At 60.6% G+C, this 22,549-nt stretch carries 21 protein-coding genes and 4 pseudogenes; 17 read left to right on the top strand and 8 right to left on the bottom strand.

Translation table 11 applies throughout. The features are described 5' to 3' along the window. Positions 1 to 107: 107 nt before the first annotated feature. From F3J19_RS02255 to F3J19_RS02245, 3 genes and pseudogenes are all read left to right on the top strand, one after another. Positions 108 to 191: pseudogene (locus tag F3J19_RS02255) on the top strand (recombinase family protein); the annotation flags it as partial. 403 nt (positions 192 to 594) lie between these two features. After that, positions 595 to 1,110 carry a DUF2778 domain-containing protein gene (locus F3J19_RS02250; protein WP_167037041.1) on the top strand — a complete coding sequence of 172 codons (516 nt, stop codon included), beginning with the start codon at positions 595 to 597 and terminating at the stop codon, positions 1,108 to 1,110. Beyond that, positions 1,091 to 1,354: a hypothetical protein gene (locus F3J19_RS02245; protein ID WP_167037038.1), complete on the top strand. Its 264-nt coding sequence runs from the start codon at positions 1,091 to 1,093 to the stop codon at positions 1,352 to 1,354. Before F3J19_RS02250 ends, F3J19_RS02245 begins: the two co-directional genes overlap by 20 nt. A gap of 21 nt (positions 1,355 to 1,375) precedes the next feature. Here the strand turns inward: F3J19_RS02245 and F3J19_RS02240 are convergent, their stop codons facing one another. Then, positions 1,376 to 1,693, bottom strand: coding sequence for a hypothetical protein (locus F3J19_RS02240; protein WP_205192546.1), 318 nt, complete (start codon positions 1,691 to 1,693; stop codon positions 1,376 to 1,378). Between F3J19_RS02240 and F3J19_RS02235 the strand changes: the two are divergent. The 3 pseudogenes from F3J19_RS02235 to F3J19_RS02225 all read left to right on the top strand — a co-directional run. Continuing rightward, a pseudogene (locus F3J19_RS02235) lies at positions 1,665 to 1,934 on the top strand (DDE-type integrase/transposase/recombinase); the annotation flags it as partial. The gene F3J19_RS02240 and the pseudogene F3J19_RS02235 sit on opposite strands and share 29 nt — an antisense overlap. Next, positions 1,931 to 2,134: pseudogene (locus F3J19_RS32490) on the top strand (IS110 family transposase); the annotation flags it as partial. The pseudogenes F3J19_RS02235 and F3J19_RS32490, both read left to right, overlap by 4 nt. 12 nt (positions 2,135 to 2,146) lie before the next feature. After that, positions 2,147 to 2,350, top strand: a pseudogene (locus F3J19_RS02225) (integrase core domain-containing protein); the annotation flags it as partial. On the opposite strand, the gene F3J19_RS02220 reads toward F3J19_RS02225, so the two are convergent. Continuing rightward, a complete protein-coding gene (locus tag F3J19_RS02220) occupies positions 2,325 to 4,010 on the bottom strand; it encodes a long-chain-fatty-acid--CoA ligase (protein WP_167037945.1) in 1,686 nt (561 codons plus the stop codon). The pseudogene F3J19_RS02225 and the gene F3J19_RS02220 overlap by 26 nt on opposite strands. Before the next feature lie 213 nt (positions 4,011 to 4,223). Here F3J19_RS02220 and F3J19_RS02215 point away from each other — a divergent pair, with 213 nt between their 5' ends. The 8 genes from F3J19_RS02215 (at position 4,224) to F3J19_RS02180 (ending at position 11,357) form a co-directional block, all read left to right on the top strand. After that, the gene (locus F3J19_RS02215; protein WP_167037035.1) at positions 4,224 to 4,934 is read left to right on the top strand and encodes an ABC transporter ATP-binding protein; all 711 of its coding nucleotides are present in this window, start codon (positions 4,224 to 4,226) and stop codon (positions 4,932 to 4,934) included. Continuing rightward, positions 4,931 to 6,319: an FtsX-like permease family protein gene (locus F3J19_RS02210; protein ID WP_167037032.1), complete on the top strand. Its 1,389-nt coding sequence runs from the start codon at positions 4,931 to 4,933 to the stop codon at positions 6,317 to 6,319. The genes F3J19_RS02215 and F3J19_RS02210 overlap by 4 nt, the downstream gene beginning before the upstream one ends. A gap of 83 nt (positions 6,320 to 6,402) precedes the next feature. Beyond that, complete coding sequence (locus tag F3J19_RS02205; RefSeq protein WP_240158699.1) at positions 6,403 to 6,831, top strand: FixH family protein; 429 nt, start codon at positions 6,403 to 6,405, stop codon at positions 6,829 to 6,831. A gap of 83 nt (positions 6,832 to 6,914) precedes the next feature. Beyond that, the gene (locus F3J19_RS02200; RefSeq protein ID WP_167037026.1) at positions 6,915 to 8,030 is read left to right on the top strand and encodes a DJ-1/PfpI family protein; all 1,116 of its coding nucleotides are present in this window, start codon (positions 6,915 to 6,917) and stop codon (positions 8,028 to 8,030) included. Between the two features lie 163 nt (positions 8,031 to 8,193). Continuing rightward, positions 8,194 to 8,952 (top strand): outer membrane lipoprotein-sorting protein, encoded by a 759-nt coding sequence (locus F3J19_RS02195; protein WP_167037942.1) that lies wholly within the window; start codon positions 8,194 to 8,196, stop codon positions 8,950 to 8,952. Beyond that, the gene (locus tag F3J19_RS02190; RefSeq protein ID WP_167037023.1) at positions 8,949 to 10,223 is read left to right on the top strand and encodes a hypothetical protein; all 1,275 of its coding nucleotides are present in this window, start codon (positions 8,949 to 8,951) and stop codon (positions 10,221 to 10,223) included. Before F3J19_RS02195 ends, F3J19_RS02190 begins: the two co-directional genes overlap by 4 nt. Before the next feature lie 10 nt (positions 10,224 to 10,233). Further along, complete coding sequence (locus F3J19_RS02185) at positions 10,234 to 10,956, top strand: 4'-phosphopantetheinyl transferase superfamily protein (RefSeq protein ID WP_167037020.1); 723 nt, start codon at positions 10,234 to 10,236, stop codon at positions 10,954 to 10,956. Beyond that, entirely contained in the window at positions 10,953 to 11,357 is a 405-nt protein-coding gene (locus F3J19_RS02180; protein ID WP_167037017.1) for a RidA family protein, read from the top strand. Before F3J19_RS02185 ends, F3J19_RS02180 begins: the two co-directional genes overlap by 4 nt. A gap of 16 nt (positions 11,358 to 11,373) precedes the next feature. Here the strand turns inward: F3J19_RS02180 and F3J19_RS02175 are convergent, their stop codons facing one another. The 6 genes from F3J19_RS02175 to F3J19_RS02150 form a co-directional block, all read right to left on the bottom strand. Then, positions 11,374 to 12,543 carry a cytochrome c peroxidase gene (locus F3J19_RS02175; RefSeq protein WP_345890994.1) on the bottom strand — a complete coding sequence of 390 codons (1,170 nt, stop codon included), beginning with the start codon at positions 12,541 to 12,543 and terminating at the stop codon, positions 11,374 to 11,376. Between the two features lie 133 nt (positions 12,544 to 12,676). Then, positions 12,677 to 13,639: an amidohydrolase family protein gene (locus tag F3J19_RS02170; protein ID WP_167037011.1), complete on the bottom strand. Its 963-nt coding sequence runs from the start codon at positions 13,637 to 13,639 to the stop codon at positions 12,677 to 12,679. Between the two features lie 5 nt (positions 13,640 to 13,644). Further along, the gene (locus F3J19_RS02165; protein WP_167037008.1) at positions 13,645 to 14,310 is read right to left on the bottom strand and encodes a GNAT family N-acetyltransferase; all 666 of its coding nucleotides are present in this window, start codon (positions 14,308 to 14,310) and stop codon (positions 13,645 to 13,647) included. Positions 14,311 to 14,326: 16 nt separating this feature from the next. Further along, on the bottom strand, positions 14,327 to 15,349 hold the full coding sequence (locus F3J19_RS02160) for a cysteine synthase family protein (RefSeq protein WP_167037005.1): 1,023 nt from the start codon (positions 15,347 to 15,349) through the stop codon (positions 14,327 to 14,329). Between the two features lie 186 nt (positions 15,350 to 15,535). Next, a complete protein-coding gene (locus F3J19_RS02155; protein ID WP_167037002.1) occupies positions 15,536 to 17,428 on the bottom strand; it encodes an alpha/beta hydrolase in 1,893 nt (630 codons plus the stop codon). A gap of 13 nt (positions 17,429 to 17,441) precedes the next feature. Beyond that, positions 17,442 to 17,708 (bottom strand): phosphopantetheine-binding protein, encoded by a 267-nt coding sequence (locus tag F3J19_RS02150; RefSeq protein ID WP_167036999.1) that lies wholly within the window; start codon positions 17,706 to 17,708, stop codon positions 17,442 to 17,444. A gap of 167 nt (positions 17,709 to 17,875) precedes the next feature. On the opposite strand from F3J19_RS02150, the gene F3J19_RS02145 reads away from it, so the two are divergent. From F3J19_RS02145 to F3J19_RS02135, 3 genes are all read left to right on the top strand, one after another. Further along, complete coding sequence (locus F3J19_RS02145; RefSeq protein ID WP_167036997.1) at positions 17,876 to 18,640, top strand: iron-containing redox enzyme family protein; 765 nt, start codon at positions 17,876 to 17,878, stop codon at positions 18,638 to 18,640. Positions 18,641 to 18,662: 22 nt separating this feature from the next. Beyond that, positions 18,663 to 20,195: an AMP-binding protein gene (locus F3J19_RS02140; RefSeq protein WP_167036994.1), complete on the top strand. Its 1,533-nt coding sequence runs from the start codon at positions 18,663 to 18,665 to the stop codon at positions 20,193 to 20,195. An 83-nt stretch (positions 20,196 to 20,278) separates the two neighbouring features. Beyond that, positions 20,279 to 22,525 (top strand): AMP-binding protein, encoded by a 2,247-nt coding sequence (locus tag F3J19_RS02135; RefSeq protein WP_167036991.1) that lies wholly within the window; start codon positions 20,279 to 20,281, stop codon positions 22,523 to 22,525. Positions 22,526 to 22,549: the final 24 nt, after the last annotated feature.

Genomic DNA, 22,549 nt, shown 5'->3' with positions numbered 1-22,549 from the left:
AGGGAAATGCTGTCGGGCACATCAGGATGGGGCTGGTTCCGCAATTCTTTGACACCGGACTCGGAACGTCATGGATTTCAAGCTGACATTTCACCCGACGTCCGTCCATGAACGGTCAACGGGTCGGCTATATACGTGTCAGCACCTTCGAGCAGAACACCGAACGTCAGCTTGACGGCGTTGCGCTGGACTACACCAGAACATGATCGGACTGCCCCAGACAAGACGACGCACGGTCCGATGACTGTGCCGAGGCATGCTTGCCATGCTGGCCGAGGACGCTGCCATGACGAACAGCCGTCCCGGTTCGTGGGAAGGCTCCAACATGCAGCAGGTACTCGACAGCCACGGCTACCGACGAGTCCTATGGTGATTCTGTACGTACTCTCCACTGCCTGAAAATCTAAAGTCGATCGAGTAACCGGCGGGGTCGATACGGGAATTTTCTGTCTGTTGGATTAGGAATTTTCTGATTTTTAATAATTTCGTATTGTCTGATGTTAATCGGCAACAAGGTATTATTAAGATGCCCTGCGCTTTCTCTTGTGTGGCATCCTGATTAAGGAATCTGTCGACATAAGAGGAGTGCGGCAATTGTCTTATTATGGAAAATTCATAATCGATGGGGATAATTCTTCATTGACTATTCCCGAAATTGGTACATTTAAAGCGTTTTCAGGTGACAACGTCTATAAGAACAAGGGTGGGTGTACCGCTGTTCCCGATAAAGGTCCGATTCCGGCAGGGTTGTATTGGATCGTGGATCGACCGACTGGCGGGTTAAGATCCAGATCTGTGGCACAGGCCAAAGATTGGTGGAGCGGGAGGGTCGGTCCGGCGTCTCATCATATTGAGTGGTTTGCGCTCTATCGGGACGACGGTGTTATCGATGACCTCACCTGGATCAATGGCATAGAGCGAGGTCAATTCCGGCTGCATCCGGCCGGCGGTCGAGGTATTTCACTCGGCTGTATCACCTTGCCGAGTTACGCCGATTTTGAAAAGATACGGCGCGCACTTCTGCACACGTTCACTATCCCGGCCCGCAATTCAGGAATTCGCGCGTATGGAACTATCGAGGTAGTGGCCAATGGTACGACTTGTCCGTAGCATTTTTAAAGTGGCGCTATTTATCGGACTGTTTCTGCTTTCCGTTCGTTATGTCCATACGTACCCGATGCCAATGCCTGAAAGCCAGCTGGCATTCTGGTTTGCCGCCTCGGACTGGTTTGGCATTCGTGACCCTGACGATCTCTATATTCCGACCATGGTCGTCATCGAACTGATCGTCACGATTCTGGCCTACGTGGCGATCGTGAAGCTCTGGAGACGATACCACCTTTGTCCCCGCTAAGTTCAAATGCCGTACCTCCAGCTAAATAGAAATGTCGGGGTTCAGAGCGGTTTTAGTCTTGCTTCTTTTTATGGTTTTGGGGCGGGGCGGCGCAGCCGCCCCACGTTCCTGCATTGCTTTAGCACTGACTTCCAGAACAGCATGATTGATGTCGGTAACGTCAATTGCTCGCTGTCTCTTCAGCCCGATGAGTGCCTGCTTCGCGCGAACTTCTTCACCGCAATGCGTCCGTGACGGCGAGCCCGAGGCGCAGCGGTCATCACGCATGGCCTGAATCTGCGGTGCCACCTGGAGCGCGCTGGCCAGCCGCTTGATAGAAGAGCTCGAGCTGATTTGCAAGCAGCCGGGTCGCCATGACTACAGGCGGGCTACGGTCGAGCGGATTGATATCCCGAACCATCTCAATCGTGAATTCGATGTTGGTACGCCGAATCAGGTCTGGTGTTGTGACATCACATATGTCTGGGCGCGGGGCCGTTGGCATTATCCGGCCGTAGTACTCGATCTGTTCACGCGTCGGGTTGTTGGCTGGGCGTTCTCAGCACGTCCGGATGTTGATCTGGTCGTTCATGCATTGGAGACCGTGCTGCGAACAACGCCCTATGGACCATTGCCATGGTGCGAATGCGCAGCGACCCGAGGACCCGGGCGTACGTCGAGCGACGAACCAGGGAAGGAATGTCCCACAAGGAAATTCACCGCTGCCTGAAGCGCTATATCGTCAGAGAGCTGTATCCGCTCATTCTGGCCGACCTGGCGGATTCAGCCCGCACTTCTTGACATAGGAGCGTCAACTCTCCGATGGAAAGGCTGTTCCGCAGCTTCAAGACGGAATGGCTACCGTCAGTGGGGTACATGTCGGTGCAGGAAGCACACCGGGATATCAGCCACTACCTGATGCACCGGTACAACTGGATACGGCCGCATCAGTTCAACGACGGACTGGCGCCGGCAGTCGCGGAAGAAAAACTTAACGCAGTGTCCGGGATGGGTTGACCACTACATGTCTATCAGGGCGTGCACTTGCCAGCGTATTTTTTTGCAATGCCTTCTTGTCAACTTTCCCGACGCTGGTCTTGGGGAGACTTTCAACGACGCGAATGTCGTGGGGAACAGCGATACGGCTGATCGTGCCATTTTCGACGAAAGCAGTGAGATGCTGTTGAATGGCGTCCGACGTTACATTGCCGGAAAACTCGACTTTCGGCACAACATAAGCGAGCGGGCGTTCTCCCCACTTTTCGTCCTCGACGGCAATGACTGCAGCCTCGGCAACGCCCTCATGCGAGACGATCAACTCCTCGAGTTGCACGGACGATACCCATTCACCACCGCTCTTGATGACATCTTTCATGCGATCGCGGAGGGTGAGCGTGCCACGCAGGTCGATCGAAGCCAGATCCTGCGTATGCATCCAGCCACCAAGCCAGAGCGCTTTATTTGCGGCTGCATCGGTGCCATAGCTTTGCGTCAGCCAGGGGGCGCGAAGCACCAGTTCGCCCTGGCTGCGTCCGTCATGCGGAAGACTGTTCATCTCTGGATCGACAATATCGACCTGCACCAGCGGTAGCGGCCAGCCGGCACGGCGGAGCGCCGCATCCAGCTTGTCTGGGTGTTCTTCCACATTTCTCGCAATGGCGATTGCGGGTCCAGTTTCTGACATCCCATACCCTGCAAGCGTATCGATGCCAAAGTCAGCGGCTTGCTGACGTAGTGCACGTGTAAGCGCTGAGCCACCAATCAGCATTGTCCATGGTGCAAGATCGGAGGCTTGCTCCGACCGCGCGGCCGCAAGAATCATCTGCAGGACCGTTGGTACGCAGTGTGAAAAGCTCACATTCTCATCGCGTCTGAGCTTCAGCATAAGTGCTGGGTCGTATCGACCCGGAAACACCTGTTTGATGCCTAGCATTGTCGCGACAAAGGGTACGCCCCACGCGTGAACATGAAACATCGGCGTCAACGGCATGTAGACGTCATTGCGTCGCAATCCCTGATTGTCGGGTTGCGCAGCGAGCGTGGTCGCGAGGGCGAGCGTGTGCAACACGAGTTGGCGATGAGTGAAACTGACAGGCTTCGGGTGGCCCGTCGTTCCCGTCGTGTGAAATGTCGTGGCGATTGCATTTTCATTAAACTCGCGGAAGTCGAATTTCGTGCCGGACGCCGCCAACATGGTCTCGTATTCGCCCACATCGTTCTGCCCTGAGAACGCTTCACCGTCCGCGATTACGATGCAGCGACGAAGATCCGGCAAATGAGGCGCGATCGCATTGACGAGTGTCAGAAAGTCCCGATGAACTACGAGCACGGATGCTTTCGCATCCTGCAGACACCAGATCAGTTGCTCCTGCGGCAGGCGGACATTGACCGTCTGGAGTACCGCACCCATCATTGGCACCGCGAAATAGGCTTCGAGGTAGCGATGACTGTCCCAGTCCATGAAAGCGACCGTATGGCCTTCGTCGACGCCTAGCGAAGCAAGCACGTTCGCAAGTCGATGAACGCGCTTGAAAAGATCCGAATAGGTCTGCCGGTGATGTGAGCGATAGACGATCTGCTGATCCGCATGCGCGGTGATCGCGCCATAGAGAATGTGATGGATAAGAAGCGGCTGAAGATATGCTTCGGGAGCGGGTGTGGCGAGGCGGATTGTCATCGTCGATGCGCATGTTGTAGAGAGGATGGGGCAACGATGACATGTTTTTTCCAACATTTTGATGACGAAGGAATCTACTTGACGCGCCAAAGGCCTGCCCCATCGAACAGGTTTTTCCTCGCGGACAAGTTGATATTCTGCGTAAAGGCCGTCGCCGCCATCCGTCTGCGATGAACTCCATTCGAGCTGGGAATTTTTCCATTCGCCAAGACCATGAACGCCGTCAAACTCGAAGCCGTTGAGAAGAGCTATCTCATGGGCGCCGTCAAAGTCGCCGCGTTGCAGGACATCAACCTCGAAATTCGAACGGGTCTTCTTACGGTGATAGCGGGCGCATCGGGGAGCGGTAAATCGACGCTGCTGAATCTGATTGGATGCATCGATCGTCCCGACCGCGGTCGCATCGTCGTCGCGGATGAAGACGTCTCCAGATTGCCGGACGATGCGTTGTCGGATTTTCGTGCGCGGCATCTCGGCTTCGTCTTCCAGAACTTCAATCTGCTGCCGGTGCTGACGGCGCACGAGAACATCGAATATCCGCTGCTGCTCGCCGGCATTCGCCTGACGGATGCGCAGCGGGCGCAGCGCGTGAGGGAGTTGCTCGAGGCGGTGGGCCTTGCCGACAAGGCGGGCCACCGGCCAGGGCAACTGTCGGGCGGTCAGCGGCAACGTGTTGCGATTGCGCGAGCGCTGGTCGCGTCGCCGAATCTCGTGCTGGCCGACGAGCCTACCGCCAATCTCGACAGCGGTACGGGGGATGCGATCATCGGTCTGATGCGCCGCCTGCAACGCGAGCGACAGGTCTCGTTCGTGATCTCGTCGCACGATCCGAAGGTGCTGGCCGAAGGGGACGACGTGATCGGCATCGGCGATGGGCGCGTGGTCAGCGTCTCGCGGGCAAAAGAAGAGGAGGCAGTGGCATGAAGACGCTTTCGCTCGCTCTGCGCAATCTGCTGCGCAACCGGCGACGGTCGATCACGACCCTGCTCGCGATGATCGTCGGTGCGCATGCGGTGCTGCTGTTCGGCGGATACACACGCAACATCACCTATGGACTGCAGACCGACTACGTGAAGTATGGCGGCCACCTGCAGATCGAACGGAAGGGCTATTACGAGTTCGGCAGTGGCGATCCGGCCGCGTATGGCATTGCGAACTATCGCGAGATCGCCGATACGCTGAAGGCCGACCCCGTGCTGGCGTCGATGGTGACTGTCGTGACGCCGACGTTGCAGCTGCAGGGGATCGCCGGCAACTTCAGGGAAGGGGTGTCGCGTACGGCTCTCGCGCTGGGCGTGCTCGTCGACGATCAGAACCGGATGCGGGCGTGGAACGATTATCGATTTCCGGTGACTATCCCGCCGCTTGCGCTGACGGGAACGGATACGGACGCGGCGATCGTCGGCACGGGGCTCGCACGCGTGTTGCAACTGTGCGGCCAGCTGGAGGTCAAGAACTGCGCGCCGCAGACGAGGCCGCACGACAACACGGGCCCTGATCTGCCTGCGGATGTCGCTCAGCTCGCCAGCGCGACCGAACCCGTGCCGGAGAAGGCCGCGCAATATCCGACCATCGAACTGCTCGCCGCGACGGCGCTCGGCGCGCCGAACGTCTCGGAACTGCATGTCGTCAAGGCGGAACAGCAGGGCGTGAAAGAATACGACGACATGTACGTGGGCCTGCATCTGGCCCAGGCGCAGCGCCTCGTCTATGGTAGCGATCAACCGAAGGCGACGGCCATCGTCGTGCAACTGAAGCACACAGCCGAACTGCCTGCCGCCAAGGCACGCATCGAAGAACTGCTGGGCACCAGATTCAAGGGTGAAGAAACGGAAGTCGTCGACTACATGACACTCAATCCGTTCTATGGGCAGGCGCTTGCCATGTTTGCCACGCTGTTCGGCTTCATTGCGCTGCTGATCGCCGCGATCGTCCTCTTCACCGTCGGCAATACGATGAGCATGGCAGTCTTCGAGCGTACCGTCGAAATCGGGACGCTGCGGGCGATGGGACTGCGTCGTGAGGGCGTGCGCCGGCTGTTCCTTTGCGAAGGATTACTACTGGGGATACTGGGCGCATCGCTGGGTGTGCTGAGTGCGGCCGCGCTTGCAGCCATCATCAATCACAACGGGCTCACGTGGACGCCCCCGGGACGCTCGCCCGTACCGCTGATCATCCGGGTGTGGGGCGAGAACGACCTGATTGCGGGAACGGCAGTCGGGCTGCTCGCGGTGTCGGTACTGTCTGCCTTGCTGCCGGCACGGCGTGCGTCGCGCATGAACATCGTCGATGCGCTTCGTTATGCGTAGCGAATGTTTTGATGCGGATGTTTTATGCATGTGGAATTTAATTCATCAATCGTTCTTTTATGGACGGGACAATCGTGCAGAAGATGCTCAAATTGTTACTGGCGGCGTTCGTCCTCTCATTGTTGCTTTGCAATGCGTATGGTCAGCAGGTGCCTGCCAATCTGAATCTTGCACTGACGCAGCAGACGAACGCGGGCAAGTACGTGATTGCGCTCGAACCGCCGGAACGGAACGTGCGTCTCAACCAGATCCAGACGTGGAGCATGACGCTGCGCGCACCCTCCGGTCAACTGGTGCAAGGAGCGGTGATCGACGTCGGCGGCGGCATGCCGCAGCACGGACATGGACTGCCGACGCAACCTCAGGTGGTGCAGCAGGGCGATGCCGGGCACTACCTTCTGGAAGGCATGAAATTCAGCATGCCGGGATGGTGGGTGATCAATCTGAAGGTCAGATCGCCAATGGGTACGGATGCGGTGACATTCAATGTCGTGTTGCCGCCATCGTCGTGATAACCCGGCACGATGGTCCTGCCAGGTCGAAGCAGATGGATGCAGGTTGAAGTACCTGGTGACGCAATTTTCAAGAGGTCTCCATGCGAAGAATTGTTATGTTCTGGCTGATGCTGCTGATCGCCGTCACTCCGTTTGCCGCCGTGCATCCGGCCGTTGCGGCATCGGCGAAGCCGACGAGTGCCAGGCCCGACCGTTTGCCGCCTTATCAGCCGCGCTTCGGTCGTTCGCGTCCGGTCGTGGTCGTGGTGGGCGAGAACTACTACACCGAGCTCACGGACTATGTGGTTCCGTACGGAATACTGATGGCTTCGGGGGCGGCAGACGTCATCCCGCTTGCGACGCAACCCGGTCCGATTCGCATGTTCCCCGCGCCGATGAACGTGATACCGAAGGAAACGACGGCGGAATTCGATCAGCGCGTCCCCGAGGGCGCGGACTACGTGATCGTTCCGGCCGTGCACCGCGATAGCGATGCGACGTTGGTATCCTGGGTTGCGGAGCAGGCGAAGAAGGGGGCGACGATCGTCGGCGTGTGCGACGGCGTGTGGGTCGTGGCGAGAGCGGGGCTGCTCGATGGCCGTCGCGCGACGGGGCACTGGTACTCCATGGGCGATCTGCGCAAGAAGTTCCCGAAGACGAACTGGGTCGAGGGCAAGCGCTATATCGCCGACGGCAAGGTCGTCACCACGACGGGCGTGACGGCGACGATTCCGGCATCGCTCGCGCTGGTGGAGGCCATTGCGGGGCGCGAACGCGCGGATGAACTGGCGGAATCGCTGGGCCGGCAGTCGTGGTCGTCGGAAATTCCGAGTGCGAGCTTTCACCTCGGCTTGCCGTCGATGATGACGATCGCGGGCAACTACGTGTCCTTCTGGTCGCACGACGACTTCGGCATTCCGATCGAGCCGGGCGTCGATGAAATTGCGCTCGTGCTGCAAGCCGACGTCTATTCCACCACTTTTCGTTCTACCGCCTATACGGTTGCGCAAAGCCGCGACCCGATACGCACGAAGCGCGGACTCATGATCGTGCCGGACAGGGTGGCGGGCATCGATGCGCCGAGCCGCATGCTGCCCGCGCCTGATTCCAGCCGGCCGTTGCGGGCGCTGGACGAATCGCTGAAGGCGGTTGCCGACGATTTCGGCAAACGCACCGCCGCGTGGGTTGCATTGCAGATGCAATACCCGGGCTACTAGCCGCCGCGCAAACCTTGCCGCGCGCTGCATGCGCGGCGCTCAACCGATTGTTTCGTTGCCTTCCTTTCAGGGACGGGCCGGTCCCGCACACCCTTTGACAAGCCACATCGCAAGGGAGTCTCCCATGTTGTCGATTCGTTTCGTGATCCGTGGCGCGGTCGCCATGACGGTGGCCGCCGTGGTCTGGTCCGCGGTGCAGGCGGCCTCGGTGGCGGGCGATGCGCAGGGCATCCTTGCCGCCAGCGACGCCATCCGCAATCCCGCCCAGCCGTTCTCGCTGAACGTGACGCTGACCCAATACACGGACGGCAAGCAGACGGATTCGAACGCGTTGCAGGCGTATTCACGCGTCGATCTGAACAGCGGCCAGTTCCGTAGCCTGATCCGCTTCGAGGCACCCGCACGCGATGTGAACAAGTTGATGCTCAAGACGGGCAACGACCTGTGGTTTTTCGATCCGACCAGCAAGGCCAGCATCCGCATCTCGCCGCAACAGCGCCTGCTTGGCCAGGCATCGAATGGCGACGTGGTGACAGTGAATTTCGCGCAGGGCTACAAGGCGCGCATCGAAGACGAAGAGGACGTGCAGGACGGCGACCGGCAGACGCGCCGCGCCTACAAGCTGGCGCTCACAGAAAGCGTGCCGGACATGACGTACAACTCCGTCGAGATGTGGATCGACAAGGAAAGCCAGCGGCCCATCAAGGCGCGCTTTTTCAGCGACAGCGGCAAGCTGCTGAAAACCGCGTTCTATCGACGCTATCAGGAGCAACTCGGCGCGCTGAGGCCGACTGAAATCGTCATCATCGACGGGCTCAATCCGAATCTGGTCACGGTTATGCGCTACTCGGACTTCACCGCGCGGGAGATCCCCGACAGCTGGTTCCAGCATGACTATCTGCCGAGCTTCCAGCCCGAATGATGCGTGGGTGCGTCGTCTTCGCCGTGCTATCGCTGCTGGCCGGCACGTGTCATGCGGATGATGCGGAAGAAGCCGGACTGAAGCTGGCCGATGCCACGCCGACGCAGAAGGTGGACAAGGCGGACTATCAGTTCAGCCTCGAACCGGCCTTGCGTCTTGCGACCGTGCGGCCGGACGACCAGGTGCAAACGGCCGAGCGTCTCGCCATCGAGCTGGCGGTGCAAAAGGCCTTCGCGACAGGCTGGCGCTTCAACTTCGCGGACCGCCTCGATCTGAATGGCCCGCAACGCTTCAGCGGTGACCCCGGCGCGATCAATACAGTCAAGGAGTTTTACGTTAGCGGAAGCGTCGGACGCGAGGGACAGAACCTCGTCGATATCGGCCGGATCAACATGCGCCTGGGTGTGGCGACCGGCTACAATCCGACCGACTATTTCCGTGACAACGCCGTGCGCTCCGTCGCGTCCGTGGACCCGGCCAGCCTGCGCGAGAACCGCCTCGGCACCGTGATGCTGCGGGGCCAGCGAGTGTGGACGGGTGGTTCGCTGACTGCCCTGGTTGCGCCGAAGCTCGCGAGCGGGCCGAATGATGCGGACTTTTCCGTCGACCTTGGCGCAACCAACCAGAATACGCGCTGGCTGATGGCCGTGAGCCAGCACATGGTTGCCGATCTGTCGCCGCAGTTTCTGCTCTACGGCGACGGCAAGCCCGGGAGCTCGCCGCAGTTCGGTGTGAACCTCACACATCTGATCAACAACGCGTGTGTGGGGTATGTCGAGTGGACCGGCGGCCGCAGCCCATCGACCCTCGCGCGTGCGCTGGGGCAGCCGGAAAGCGATGTCGCGTTCCGCTGGAGCATGTCGACGGGCTTGACGTGTACGACGTCGCGGAATCTGTCGTTGACGCTCGAATACCAGCGAGACGGCGCGGCACTCGACAAGGCAGGCTGGGAATCGCTTCAGAAAGGCCCGCAGCAGCAGTACCTCGCTTACCGTAATCTCGCCAACGCACAGCAGGATCCGGCGACGCGTGACGATGTGTTTGCGATGCTGCGCTGGCAGGATGCGTTCATACCGCGGCTCGATCTGAGCGGCTTCATCCGTATGAATCTCGCCGATCACAGCAGTTTGACATGGCTCGAAGCACGCTATCACCTCAATCGCACCGACGTCGCGCTTCAGTGGCAACTGAATGGCGGCAGCAGCCTCAGCGAATACGGCGCGATGCCTCAGCAGACACTGTGGCAAGTGCTCGTCAAGCATTACTTCTGAGGTGACTGTCATGCTCGACATCTGGTGTTCGCTGTCCGCGCCGGCACTTGTGTCATGCCTGAGCGACGACGAGCGGCAACGGCGCGACCGGTTCAGCGCCGCTGTCGCGCGCAAGCGCTACGAACGCGCGCATTCGTTGAAGCGCCTGGTGCTTGCGCGATATGGCAACGCAGACTCACCGCTTGATCTTGCTTTCACGAGCAACAATTGCGGCAAACCGCAAGTCGTTGAGCCGTTTCCCTATCGTTTCAACCTGAGTCACAGCGGGGACTGCGTAGCGATTGCGGTGTCGGCGGTCGAGGTGGGCGTCGACGTGGAGTGGCATCGACCGATCTTGGGTGCGGCATCGCTTGCGCGGTTGGTATTCAATGTACGGGAGCGCCGCTGGCTCGAGCGGCAGCCGTGTTTCGACGATGCATTCTTTCGTCTATGGACTTTGAAGGAAGCGCTGCTCAAGGCGGCAGGCACAGGCTTTAGTCGCCCTCCACGGGATGCGTGCTGGCAAGACCTCGACGAAACGCAGCCGGGTGCGTGGTACGAAGGCCGTCAATGGACAGGGCTGAGCAGGAAGATCGGATGCGCGACGCTGGCCGTGGTCGCGAGCGCCGATTGTGCGGTTGCACGTGCACGGCTGTTTTGCATCGACGGCGCATCGGGTGTCGGCGAACTGTACTGGACCGAGATGTCCTGGAAGGCATCGCAATCCCAAACTCAAAGGAGTGACGCACTATGAGGCATTTCGTTACGTCCGGCGAAGGTCTGCCGCAATGGTCCTCGCCGATCAGTCATGCGGTCGTCGTCGACGACATGTGCTATCTGAGCGGCCAGTTGTCGATCGATAGCGATGGCCACTACGTCGCCGGTACGCCGGCGCAGGAAGCACAGCTTGCCTTCGACAATCTGTTTCGCGCGCTGGACGCTGCTGGCTTCGAGCCCGCGAATCTGGTGTTCGTCGATATCGCATTCACGGATCTCGGTGCGCTGCCAGAGGTCAACGAAGTTTTCGCCGGACGGTTCGAAGCCGGCCGACGCCCCGCACGCACGATCTATCAGGTCGCCGCGCTGCCGTTTGGCGGACAGGTCAAGGTGATGGGTGTCGCGATCAGGGAGCGCCGGTCGTCCAATGCGGCGTAAGCGTGCCGCCCGCGCATCACTGCGCGGGCGGCATCTCGATGATGGGACCGGAGAGCGCATGTAGCAGGGCGATAAGATCCTGTTGCTCGGTCTCCGAAAGATCCAGTGTTTTCAGCTCGCTTGTCCCAACCACGGCGTTCGGCGGTTTGGAATAGTGGCGCATCACGTCTGCGAGCGTTGCGAACTGGCCGGCGTGCATATACGGTGGACGGAGTGCGACATTGCGCAGCCCCGGTGTCTTGAACGCGCCTAACATGTGAGGGTCGTCTTTGGCAATGAAGCGCAATTCGCCGCACTGGTCGGGTTTGGTGTCACTGAACGGACCCATGCAGTTGAACTCATCGGTAAGCACTTTTTGAATCGCGGCGGCTCTACCCTGATCTGCATGTCTCGGGTCGGAGGGCGGAACGGCTGCGTTGTGGAACTGATGGTCGGTAAGTAGCGGGCCGGTATGGCAGGTAGCGCATTGCGCCTTGCCGAGGAAAAGATGCAGACCGGTTTTTTCGGCAGGAGTGAGCGCCGCGAGCAGTTTAGGATCGTTCTTCGAAATTCCGTCGATGTACTGATCGACGCGCGAATCTCCAAACCGCAACGTTGCTTCATAGGCCGCGAGCGCTTTGCCCATGTTCGCGAACACGCGCGATATGTCGGTGCGCGCTTGGCTATCGAGCTTTTGCCACGCGGCCTTTTCGGCCTCGGTGCCGAGTGGACTCGCGTTTTGCGGGAGCTTACCCAGGTCCGGTACCGGGCCGAAGAGGGCCTCGTAGCCGGTTCGATAGTGCTCCTGTACCAGATGCGCGTCGTGCAGGCGATTGCTGCCATGCTCCTTCTGGTCCTCCAGTGGACCGAGCGCCTGCGCCCACAAGCTGTCCTTGCGACCGTCCCAGAAGAACCACGGCCCGGCTGTCACATCGACGACGGGCATTGTCCTGCGCACCCCTTCGCTCAATCCCTGCGCGCGCGGCAGGCCGTCCTGGAATTGCCGGTCCGGGTGATGACAGCTTGCGCACGAAACAGCGCCGTTCCGGCTAAAGCGTGGATCGTTGAACAGCAGTTTGCCGAGTTGAGCTGCTTCGGGCAATGCGGCGACCCGGTTCGACGGGTCGATATTGATGGTGGCGACGGGCGTCAAGCGCATCGCAGCCAGTTGTGCCTTTTCATCGGGCGTCCAGTGATCGAGGTCCACCGTGCCAGTGCCGCTGTTCCGGCCGTCTTGCGCGTGAGCGAGGCACGCGATCCAACCGTATGCGAGGACGATCGCAAGCCGCGCAGCCAGAGCGCGTACGTGTTCTCCCGATGCTGAACGCCGCCTTTCGCGATTACGCCGCCATCGTCGCAAGCTGTTTCTCCGGAAGCAGGCGCATCGCATTACGCGACATCAGCCACGCGCGCTGATGCGGCGACACGGCCGACAACGGGCCGTCCTGCGCGGTGAACATGTCCATGACCTTTCGGTGTCCACCCGAGTTCCGGAACACCGGCCAGTCGGTGCCGAACAGGATCTTGTGATTGATGCCCATCCTGAACAGGTCGGTGAGCGCGGCGCGCCAGCCTTGCGGATGCATCGAGGCGAGAAACGCGCTGATGTCGAGATACACGTTAGGCCGGTACGCACACAGGTTGACGCATGCTTCGACGTGATGGATCGCGCCGTGAGCGAGAATGAAATTGACGTCAGGGAAATCCATCGCGGCGCGCTCGAGCAGGTCCGGATGCGAGTACGAAAAGTCAAGCGTCGGACTGGTCGGGCCGATGTGCATCAACACCGGCAACTGTCGCGCGTTGCAAAGCTCGTAAAAGGGGTAGAGCAGGCGATCGCTCGGACTATATCCGCAAGGCGGATACAGCTTCAGGCCGGCAACGCCATAGCGGTCGACGCCTTTCTCGAAGAGCGCCAGCCCATCCGGGCCCCAACGCGGATCGACACCGCCGAACACGAAAAAGCGCCCGGCGTGGCGCGCGAGAATCTGGTGATGCTCGGCGAACATCTCGTCGATGGTCAGCTCGCTCTTCATCACGTACGTGAAGTCGGGCAGCAGCAGCACGGCTTGGGCGATGCCGGCCGAATCCATCTCCTTGACGAGCGCATCGCCCTGATGGTCCTGGCTCAGCTTCACATACATGTCGAGCAGTTCGCCCAGCGATTTCTTTACGCCCGTCGCCGCGAGTCGCACCTTGACGTTGCGGCACAGTCCTTCGAAGAAAGCAGGCGGGATGAATCGCGTCGATGCGATGTGACAGTGAGCATCGATGACGAGCCCGTCGTAGGTCGTGCCGCTCATGCTGCTCACGCCGCTTGCGCGCCGGACCGCGGGGAATCGGCGACGCGTGCCTGAAGCATGCCGAGCGAGCGTGCCTTGAGGTCGGCGACTTTCTGCATCATGAAGTGTCCCGCATGCGTCTTGCCTTGCGCGCGAGCGTAGTCGGGCAGCACACCGTAGGTCTGGAAGCCGAAGTGGTCCCACACGCGATAGGCGGGCGTGTCGGCGCGCACATCGAGCGTGACCAGTTCCACGCCATCAGCCTCGCATTGCAACGCAATCTCGACGAAGGCGGCGGGCAGGACGCCGCCGCCGCGAAATGCTTCGTGGATCATGCCTTTGGCGAGATCGGTGATATGGCGATTGTTCGGATTGAGATTACGGCGCAGCGTGCACAGACCGATCAGCGTGCCGTTATCCGCGAGGATCGCGAGCAGGCGGCACTTCTGCGCGGCGAGGTTCGCCCGCAATTCGACAAGATAGTGCTCGGCTTCCGTATCGCTGATCGCTTCGGCAAAACCGATGATCGGTGCCGACTGGCTCGTATGGCGCATCAGTTCGACGATCTGCTCGCCGAGCCGCGCATCGACGTCCGGCGGCCAGCGGTAGATGACATGCGACACTCGCGCCTTTTCGAAGACGATGGCGTAATGCGCGCCATCCGCCGCGACGGTTCTCAGGGAGTCGTTCATGGCTGCCAGGATCGTGTTAGAGAGATTCGAGCGCGAGCGCGTGAGCCTCGGTCGCTTCCGTCGCGGTGTCGAGATCGCGCAGAATGTCATGCAGTCCGTGTGCGCTCAGCCACTCGTCGTCGTAGATGGTTTCGAGGTATTTGACGCCGCTGTCCGGCAGCACGAGCACGATGTTCGCCGGATCGTTCAGCCGTTCCACATAGCACCGCGCCGCGTGCGCAATCGATCCCGACGAGCCGCCCAGCAGCAGCCCTTCGTCCAGCGCCAGTCGATGGCAGCCGGCGAAGGCGTGACGGTCCGATACCTTGACTGTTTCGTCCACCAGATCCGTGAGGATGTTGCCGGGCTTGAAGCTGAGCCCCGAGCCGTTCTGCAGATGCGGCACGTACACCCCGCCGAATACCACCGAGCCTTCCGGTTCGACGCCGATCACGTGGGTGCCCGAATCGCGCTCCTTCAGGTAACGCGCGATGCCGCTCAGATGGCTTCCCGTGCTCGCGGACACGACGACTGCGTCGACCTTGCCCGACAACTGGTTGACGATCTCGGGACCCGTCGAGTAGTAGTGTGCGTCGATGGCTGCGGGGTTGTTGTATTGATCGAGGTTGATGCAATTCGGCGTGGTCGCCGCAAGCGACTTCGCTACGGCGATGCGCTTTTTCTGGTAGCTGCCCGTTTCGTCGGGCTGATTCACCATTTCGACCTGGCCGCCAAACGCGCGCACGACGTTGGCATTCGCCTTCGGCGTCTTCGGGTCGAGCACGCAGATAAAGCGGTATCCGTGAATCGCGCACAGCATCGCGAGCGCATGGCCCATATTGCCCGAGGTCGATTCGACAATCGACCAGCCCGGCTTCAGACCGTAATCGCGCTCGGCCTGGCGCAGCAATTGCAGCGCGCTGCGGTCCTTTACGCTATAGCCTGGGTTGTGGCACTCGAGCTTGCCGAAAACGCGAATATTCCGTTGCTCGTTCGAGAGGCTCCTGAGATGAAGCAAAGGCGTATTACCGATCAGTTCGACGAGACTGTTTGCGTACATGGGAAATCCTCCAGCCAGCAGTTTTTTCCTCGCCAATCCAGAGACCGCGAGGCGCGTGCTATTCGCTAACCATTCGCCAACGTGTCGCGCTTCGGCCAAAGGCGTGGTTGATAGTGTCACTCTAGTGAGATGCAGAACCTGCGTGTAGCTGTCCGTTAGGGCAGTGTGGAGCGACGATCCCGCACGTCATATTTCTCCATGCACGACGGTTTCGTTGTGTTCCGGGTGTGCTGCTTTCAATGTGGACGCGCGCGAGAGCCGCGGGTGCGGCGAAGCGGTTGCGGGACCATCGGCGACGAATGCCCGCATCAGGTGTGCGAGCAAATCGCTGTTCTGGTTGATCAGGTGATGACTGGCGTGGTGCAGTTCAAAGTGCAGAGGCCGGCACAAGTCAGCGCAAATAGCATGCGCACGAATCGAGCATGTCATGCTGTCGTTCTTCCCGGTGACGAGCATGACGGGCAGATCACCAAGTTCGTTCGGATGACGCGCCACGATGTGATGCGTGCGAAAGTTCAGCAACTGTCTGCTGTATTCCACCATGTTCGACGCGGAGAGAAACGGCGCGTGCAGCCAGTGAACGGTCGCGCTATCGGCGAGTTCGAACACGGACGGCTGGGGGTCGCCGCCTTGTGCGTTTGCTTGCCGCTCGAGCAGCGCGATCATCGACTTCGCCATGCTTTGCGCGGCCTGTGGCGTTCGGTCGACCAGTTTGCACATCGTATGCAGGTTCTTCTCATAGACCGAGTCGGAGCCCACATGATCTTCCGCGCCGGCGAACGAGGGGGCGAAGAGACTCAACGACGCGATGGTGTCCGGTAACGCACGCGCCAGTTCGATCGCGTACTTCGCACCGCCGCACCAGCTTGCCACATGACAGGTCTCGTAGCCTTCCTCGGAGAGCATGGCCGAGACCGCTTCGGTGAAGCGTGGCAAGGCGTCGTGCGTCGAATAGTAGATTCGCGGTAAGGAAGCGCCTTCGTGTTCCGTTTCGTCGTCGATCGCAAACACGGTGAAGCGATCGAGCAACGCATGGGCAAAGTCGTGCCAGACATCGTTGGACAGGCCAAACGCGTTGACCAGCAGAATGGCGGAATGGCCATTTCCGACGCGCAGATAGCTGAGACCTGTACGAGTCGATTTGCGCTGCACCCCCGCAAGTTTTCCAAAGCACGGTGCGGTTCGCCGGCAATGCGAGCCGAGTCGAGTCGCCACACGATACGTCACGAGACTACGCCAATCGAATCCGCCTGGTGAGAGACGGTGCACATGTATCGCGTTGCTGGTCTGTGCCTCGTGCGGCCCATCGTCGAGGGCAAGAGTTTCGGCTACATGGCGCCGTTCCTGCTCGATGAGCGCGTCGATCGTTGCGGTTCCGGACTCGCTGCCGGCGTCGCGCACGGGGACGTTCGCCGCGTTCGCAACGGTCTGTACCAACGCGCGCCATGTGAACGACGCATCCGCCCGAAGCACGTGGACGCCAGACACGCGTGTCGATGCATCGTCGGATGCGAGCCATGCCATGACGGATTCGACCGTTAGCAGGTGCATGTCGCCGGTGTCATCCGCCGGAAGCGCGAGCGGCTCACATTCAAAGTATGCATCGGCGCGACGGCGGACTTCGAAGATCGGGTTAGCGATGCTATCGGTGAGCGCATCGAGCGGCATGCATACCGCGTTGGAATCCGCGGCGTCGGAGTCTGTGGCCTTGCAATCCGCTACCGCGTTAGCCAGTACGACAATACAGGCTTCGGCAAGCGTATCTGGGGCATAGCCGAATACAACGCCGAGTATCTGTAAAAAGCGCCCGTACTCTTCATGCATCGCCAGCAGGGGATCATCGACAACCAACCGCAGACGTTCCGCTCGCCCTCGACGCAACAATGCCTGAATTGTTGGGGACTGCACCGCGCAAGCGCCGTTAGCAAGCGCGCACAAGGCACTGACGTCCCGCTTCGTCAGGAATACAGTCGATTCGCCACCTTCCGCCACACGACCACCGCCCGCCATGCGTTCGCAATAACGTGCGAATTGAAATGCGAGCGGATGCACGCGATCTTCTGCCATACCGGTAGACATAGGCATAGGCACCTCAGACCTTGACGGCAAGCAGTGTTTCGACAAGATCGACGGCATCGCCGACAGTCGCCAGATTCGCGACGGCTTCCGTGTGCTCGGCGAAACTGATGTCGAAGCGTTCTTCCGTCAGAGCCATCAGCGATAGCAGCGAAATGGAATCGAGCATTAGATCGCCGGTCAGCGTCGTGTCGCGCGTAATCGATGCCGGCGCTATGTCGATTGCGACGATCTGCGGGATCAATCCGGTGAGCGCGTCGAACACGTTGACGTGATCTTCCATGTGCTTCTCCATTGGTCACAGGCGTTCTGTTTTATAACCGCTGCGCCGGGCCCTGAAAACCTGAACTGCCGTACAGGGTGAGGCGGGACCGTCCGAACGGACAGGTTTCGGTGACAGTCATTGGGCTTTACAGTCTGATTACCCCCAACCGACAGGGAACGACGATCATGACGCCAGCCGCTGAAGCCGTTGCATTGGACAAGGATACGTTTGCACGCGCATTGCGCTCGACGCTCGAAGAACAACTCACACTCGATCATCCGATTTTCAGGGAGCTGTTCACGCCTGAGCGGAACTGGAACCTGCTGAAAATCATCACGCTCGAGGGCTATCAGATCACGAAATATTTTCTCGAATATATCGAGAATCTGTATTTTCTCTGCCCGTATCCGGAGCACAAGCGGCGTCTCCTATACAACCTGTTCGAAGAAGAGACAGGGCGTTTTTCGAAGACCAAGAACCATGTCGAACTCATGGAAGACTTCATTCGCGCGCAAGGCATCAGCGACGAAGAGCGCGATGCATGGACGCCGTCGGACGCCACACGCGAACTGATCGACTATCGCCTCGAGAACTGCAAGGGCGAGGCCACGTACCACATCGGCGCGGCGGCTGTGATGATCGCTAGTGAGGGTCAGAGCCTCGAAACGCGTGCGGGCGACGCGCGCCACACGATTCTCGCGAACTGCTATGGCCTCACGGAGGAGGACACGCGGTTCTTCTCGGTTCACCAGAAGGAGGACATCGGACACGTCGCCGAAGGCATCCAGCTCGTATCGGAACTGTGCAGGACGCCGCAGGCGCAGGAAGAAGCACTCTTCGCGGTGCGCCACACCTGCCGTCTGTTCTGGAACATGTATGAGAGCGCCGCGCAGAAATACTACGCGCTCGGTGCCGATGCCGGGGCCGAAACGTCGCGGCTGGACGCGTGACATTCATCGAGGAGCGTACGCCATGAGGCTCGACGAAATTATCGGTCGTCTGTGCGGCAAGCCCCATACGTTGACCTTCGTCGACGACAAGGGCGGACAGACCACCAGGACATTTCACGATCTGTTCGTCGACGTGCTCGCGATGGTCGAGCACGGCAAGGCGCGGGGACTTGTCCCCGGGTGCCGTGTCGGCATCGCGGCGCCGAGTAGCTACGCATGGATGGTCTGGGATCTGGCATGTATCGAACTGGGATGCGTGTCCGTCACGTTTCCGAACGACAGGCTTGCGCAATCCTGCGAGGCGTCGATCGATCAGTATCAGTTGACCCTCATGGCCGTCGATCCTGGCTGGCTCGATGCCGATGCGCCACGCTCCGATCGTGTGATTGATATCGGCTTCGTGCCCGACACAGAGGGTAGTCAGGCAAACCAGGTTCGCCGCCTGCCACGCGTGTCGCCTATTGTGATCCAGCATTTGCCTCACACGCATTCGATGGTGTTCAGCTCGGGCACGACGGGCAAGAACAAAGGCCTGATCGTCGGCCGGTGCGGTACGGAAAATCTGCTCAATCTCTATTTCGAAGCGTTCGGTGTCGAGCCCGGCGATCGCTTTCTGACGTTCCTTCCGTTCGCGAATTATCAGCAACGGATGATCTACTACTTCTGCCTCTATCACGGCATCGATTTCGTCGCCGTGCCGTTCAAATTGTTGTTCGGCGGCCTGAAGCAGCAGCGGCCTACGTTCGTGATCGCACCGCCGATTCTCTACGAGACGCTGCAAAACCTCGCACGCGCCGGTGCCGGCGCGCAGCAAGCCGAGGGTGACGCACTTTCTCGCCGGCTGAAGGAACTGACGGGCGGCAACATGCGCTACATGATCACCGGCATGGCCCCCATCAAGCGCACGGCGCTCGATTTCTTCTGGGAATGCGGCATTCCACTCTACGAGGCCTTCGGCGTCACGGAGGCCGGTATGGTCGCGTGGAACAAGCCGGGCTGCGTGCGCGTCGGGACCGTGGGGCAACCCGCCGAAGCAGGCTCCGTCTCGCTGTCGGACGAGGGCGAGGTGATCGTCACGCGCAGTGCGCTGCTGTCGCTGGGGTACTTCGAAGCGTCGGAGGAGGACGCGCGCACGACGTTCGTCGGGCCGAATTCGGTAGCGACGGGCGATATCGGAGAGTTCGACGACGAGGGCTTTCTGCGTGTCATAGGCCGCAAGAAGGACGCGATCGTCACGAGCAATGGCGAGAAGTTTCATCCGGAGCCGATCGAGGCGCTGCTGCACCGCGATCCGCGCGTCGAGGTCGCTGTCGTACTGGCGGGCCAGGGCGCGGGTCTGAACGTCGTCATTTCGACGCGCCGGCATGACGATGCCGAGGTCACGCAGACATTGCGCGCGCATGTCGCTTCGGTCAACGAGACGCTTCCGGCGCAACGGCAACTGACGCACATCGTGTTCACCGGCAGCGAGTTCACCGTCGAGAACGGCTTGCGCACGAAGAATCTGAAGCTCAACAGGCGGGCCATCGCCGCAGCCTTTCTGCGGCAGGCATGAATCGGGGCCGCCACGCCGTGAGCGCGCAACGCGAGAACGCAACACGCCGACAGACCTGACCCGCAACATTCAAGAGACTGTTCATGACCTCACATCCGTTTCCGACGACACACGAGCCCGCGTCCATCATCGAGACGCTCGCCGCATGGAGCGAGCGCGAACCGGATCGCACCGCGCTGACGATCCTGCGCGACGGGGAGACGATCGAAAGCGAAAGCACGTTCAGCGATCTGAATGCGGGGATGCGGTGTATCGCAGCAGGTTTGCGCAGCCGTGTCGCTGCCGGCGCGCGCGTCATTCTGCTGCTTCCGACGAGCTTCGAGTTTGTTTGCACATTCTACGGCTGTCTTGCCGCGGGCATGATCGCAGTGCCCGCATTCCATCCGCAGCAGCCGCGCAAGATAGCGCAGTGGAAGAAGCTGCAGGCCATCGTTGAAAACAGCGGCGCATCGCTCGTAGTAGCTCCTGTCGGCTCGATCGATAAGCTGCGGATGCTGCGCGAAAAGGAAGATCTGTTCGCCGGTTGCGATTTCGCTACCTATGAGGAGCTGTGTACGGCCGGCGCGCCCGCGGCGGATGCGCCATTGCCGTTGCCGACGGGTTCCGATCTCGCGTTTCTGCAATACACGTCCGGTTCGACGGGTACGCCGAAGGGCGTGATGATCACGCATGCGAACATCGTCGATAACCAGCGTGTGATTGCGGACCTGATGGGGCACAGCAGCGAGACGCGCATGCTGTCGTGGCTGCCGCTCTATCACGATATGGGTCTGTCGATGATGCTGCATCTCGCGTCGATCGGCACCAGCGTGATCCTGATGTCGCCGTTCGCGTTTATCCAGCAGCCGGGGCGCTGGCTGAGGGCGATCGCAGCGCATCGGGCAAACACGTCGGGCGGTCCGAACTTCGCCTATCAGCTTGCCGCGTTGGCGTTGCAGTTGCCGGAAGACACCCAGCCGCAACTCGACCTCTCTGCATGGAAGGTGGCCTTTTGCGGCGCGGAGCCGATCAACCGCAATACCGTGGCCACGTTTCTCGAGGCGGCTGCGCCGCACGGTTTCGCACCGCAAGCGTTCTATCCGTGCTACGGCATGGCCGAAGCCACGCTGCTCATCACCGGCGTGAAACACGGCGAAGGTGTCCGCTACCTTGAAGTCGACAACAGGCAATTGTCGGCGGGCGTCATCGAGCGTGCGCAGGCAGGACAGGCGGATATCAAGAGCCTCGTGTCGTGCGGCTCGACGGGACGAGGCACGGAGATTCGCATCGTCGACTCCGCGGGCGCAGCCGTCGCCGATCAGTACCGCGTCGGCGAGATCTGGGCGCGAGGCGATGGCATCGGCATCGGCTACTACGGCAATCAGCAGGCCACCCAGGACACCTTCCGCGCCACGCTCCCGGATGAGCCGCCCGGGGCCGGCGGCTTGCCGTTCATGCGCACGGGCGATCTCGGTGCGTTTATCGATGGCGAACTGTTCGTGACCGGTCGCGTGAAGGACATGCTGATCATCCGGGGCCGCAATCTCTATCCGCAGGACGTCGAGGAGTGCGTGCAGGACGCGGTGCCGGAGTTGCGGCGCGGTTGCGGCGCGGCGGTGTCGGTGACGGTGGATGGCGAGGAGAAGCTTGTCATCGTGCAGGAGGTTGGGCGCGCCCAGCGACGTGCGATGGATGCCCGCGCGACGCTGCGCCAGATGATCGTGGTGGTGGGCGAAGACTTCGGTATCACGCCGCATGCCGTCGTGCTGGTTGAACCCGCGACCATCGAAAAGACCTCGAGCGGCAAGATCGCCCGTGCTCTATGCCGCCGTGCTTACGTGCAGGGCGAGTTGCGTACGGTCGCGAGCTGGACTGAAGGCCGCTATGACGGCGGCGAACCGGGAGAAGCGCCTACGCCGCGCACGGGTCGTGAAGACAAGGCAGCGGCAGCACTGCTCGTCAAACGTGATCTGGAGAGGTGCATTGCGCGCATCGTTGCCGCGCATCTGAAGATTGGCGAGGAGCAGGTGTCTCGCACGACCCCTTGGGTCGAGATGGGATTCGATTCGATGAGCGCGCTGCAGTTCGCGCTGAAGGTGCAGCACGCGACGGGCGTCGCATTCGACGCCGCCGCACTTTGGGATTGCGCGAACGTCGAACAGCTGGCGGCGCATCTTGCGGATATGCGGGGAGCGGGAAGCGGCGCGTCGGCGACGGCCGAACCCGCGCCGCCGCCCGCGACGCAAGCGACAGCCGCCACCGGCGAGGACGAGCGGCGTAGCGCCGAACAGCTGATGGAGTTGTCGGACGCCGAGGCCGAGGCGTTGTTGCTGAAAGAACTGGACCGCTAGACGCGGCGCAAGTCGAAACGCCAT

It is taken from the genome of Burkholderia sp. Ax-1724, from assembly GCF_011752995.1.
Taxonomy (GTDB): domain Bacteria; phylum Pseudomonadota; class Gammaproteobacteria; order Burkholderiales; family Burkholderiaceae; genus Paraburkholderia.
This window is presented reverse-complemented; position numbering and strand designations above follow the sequence as displayed.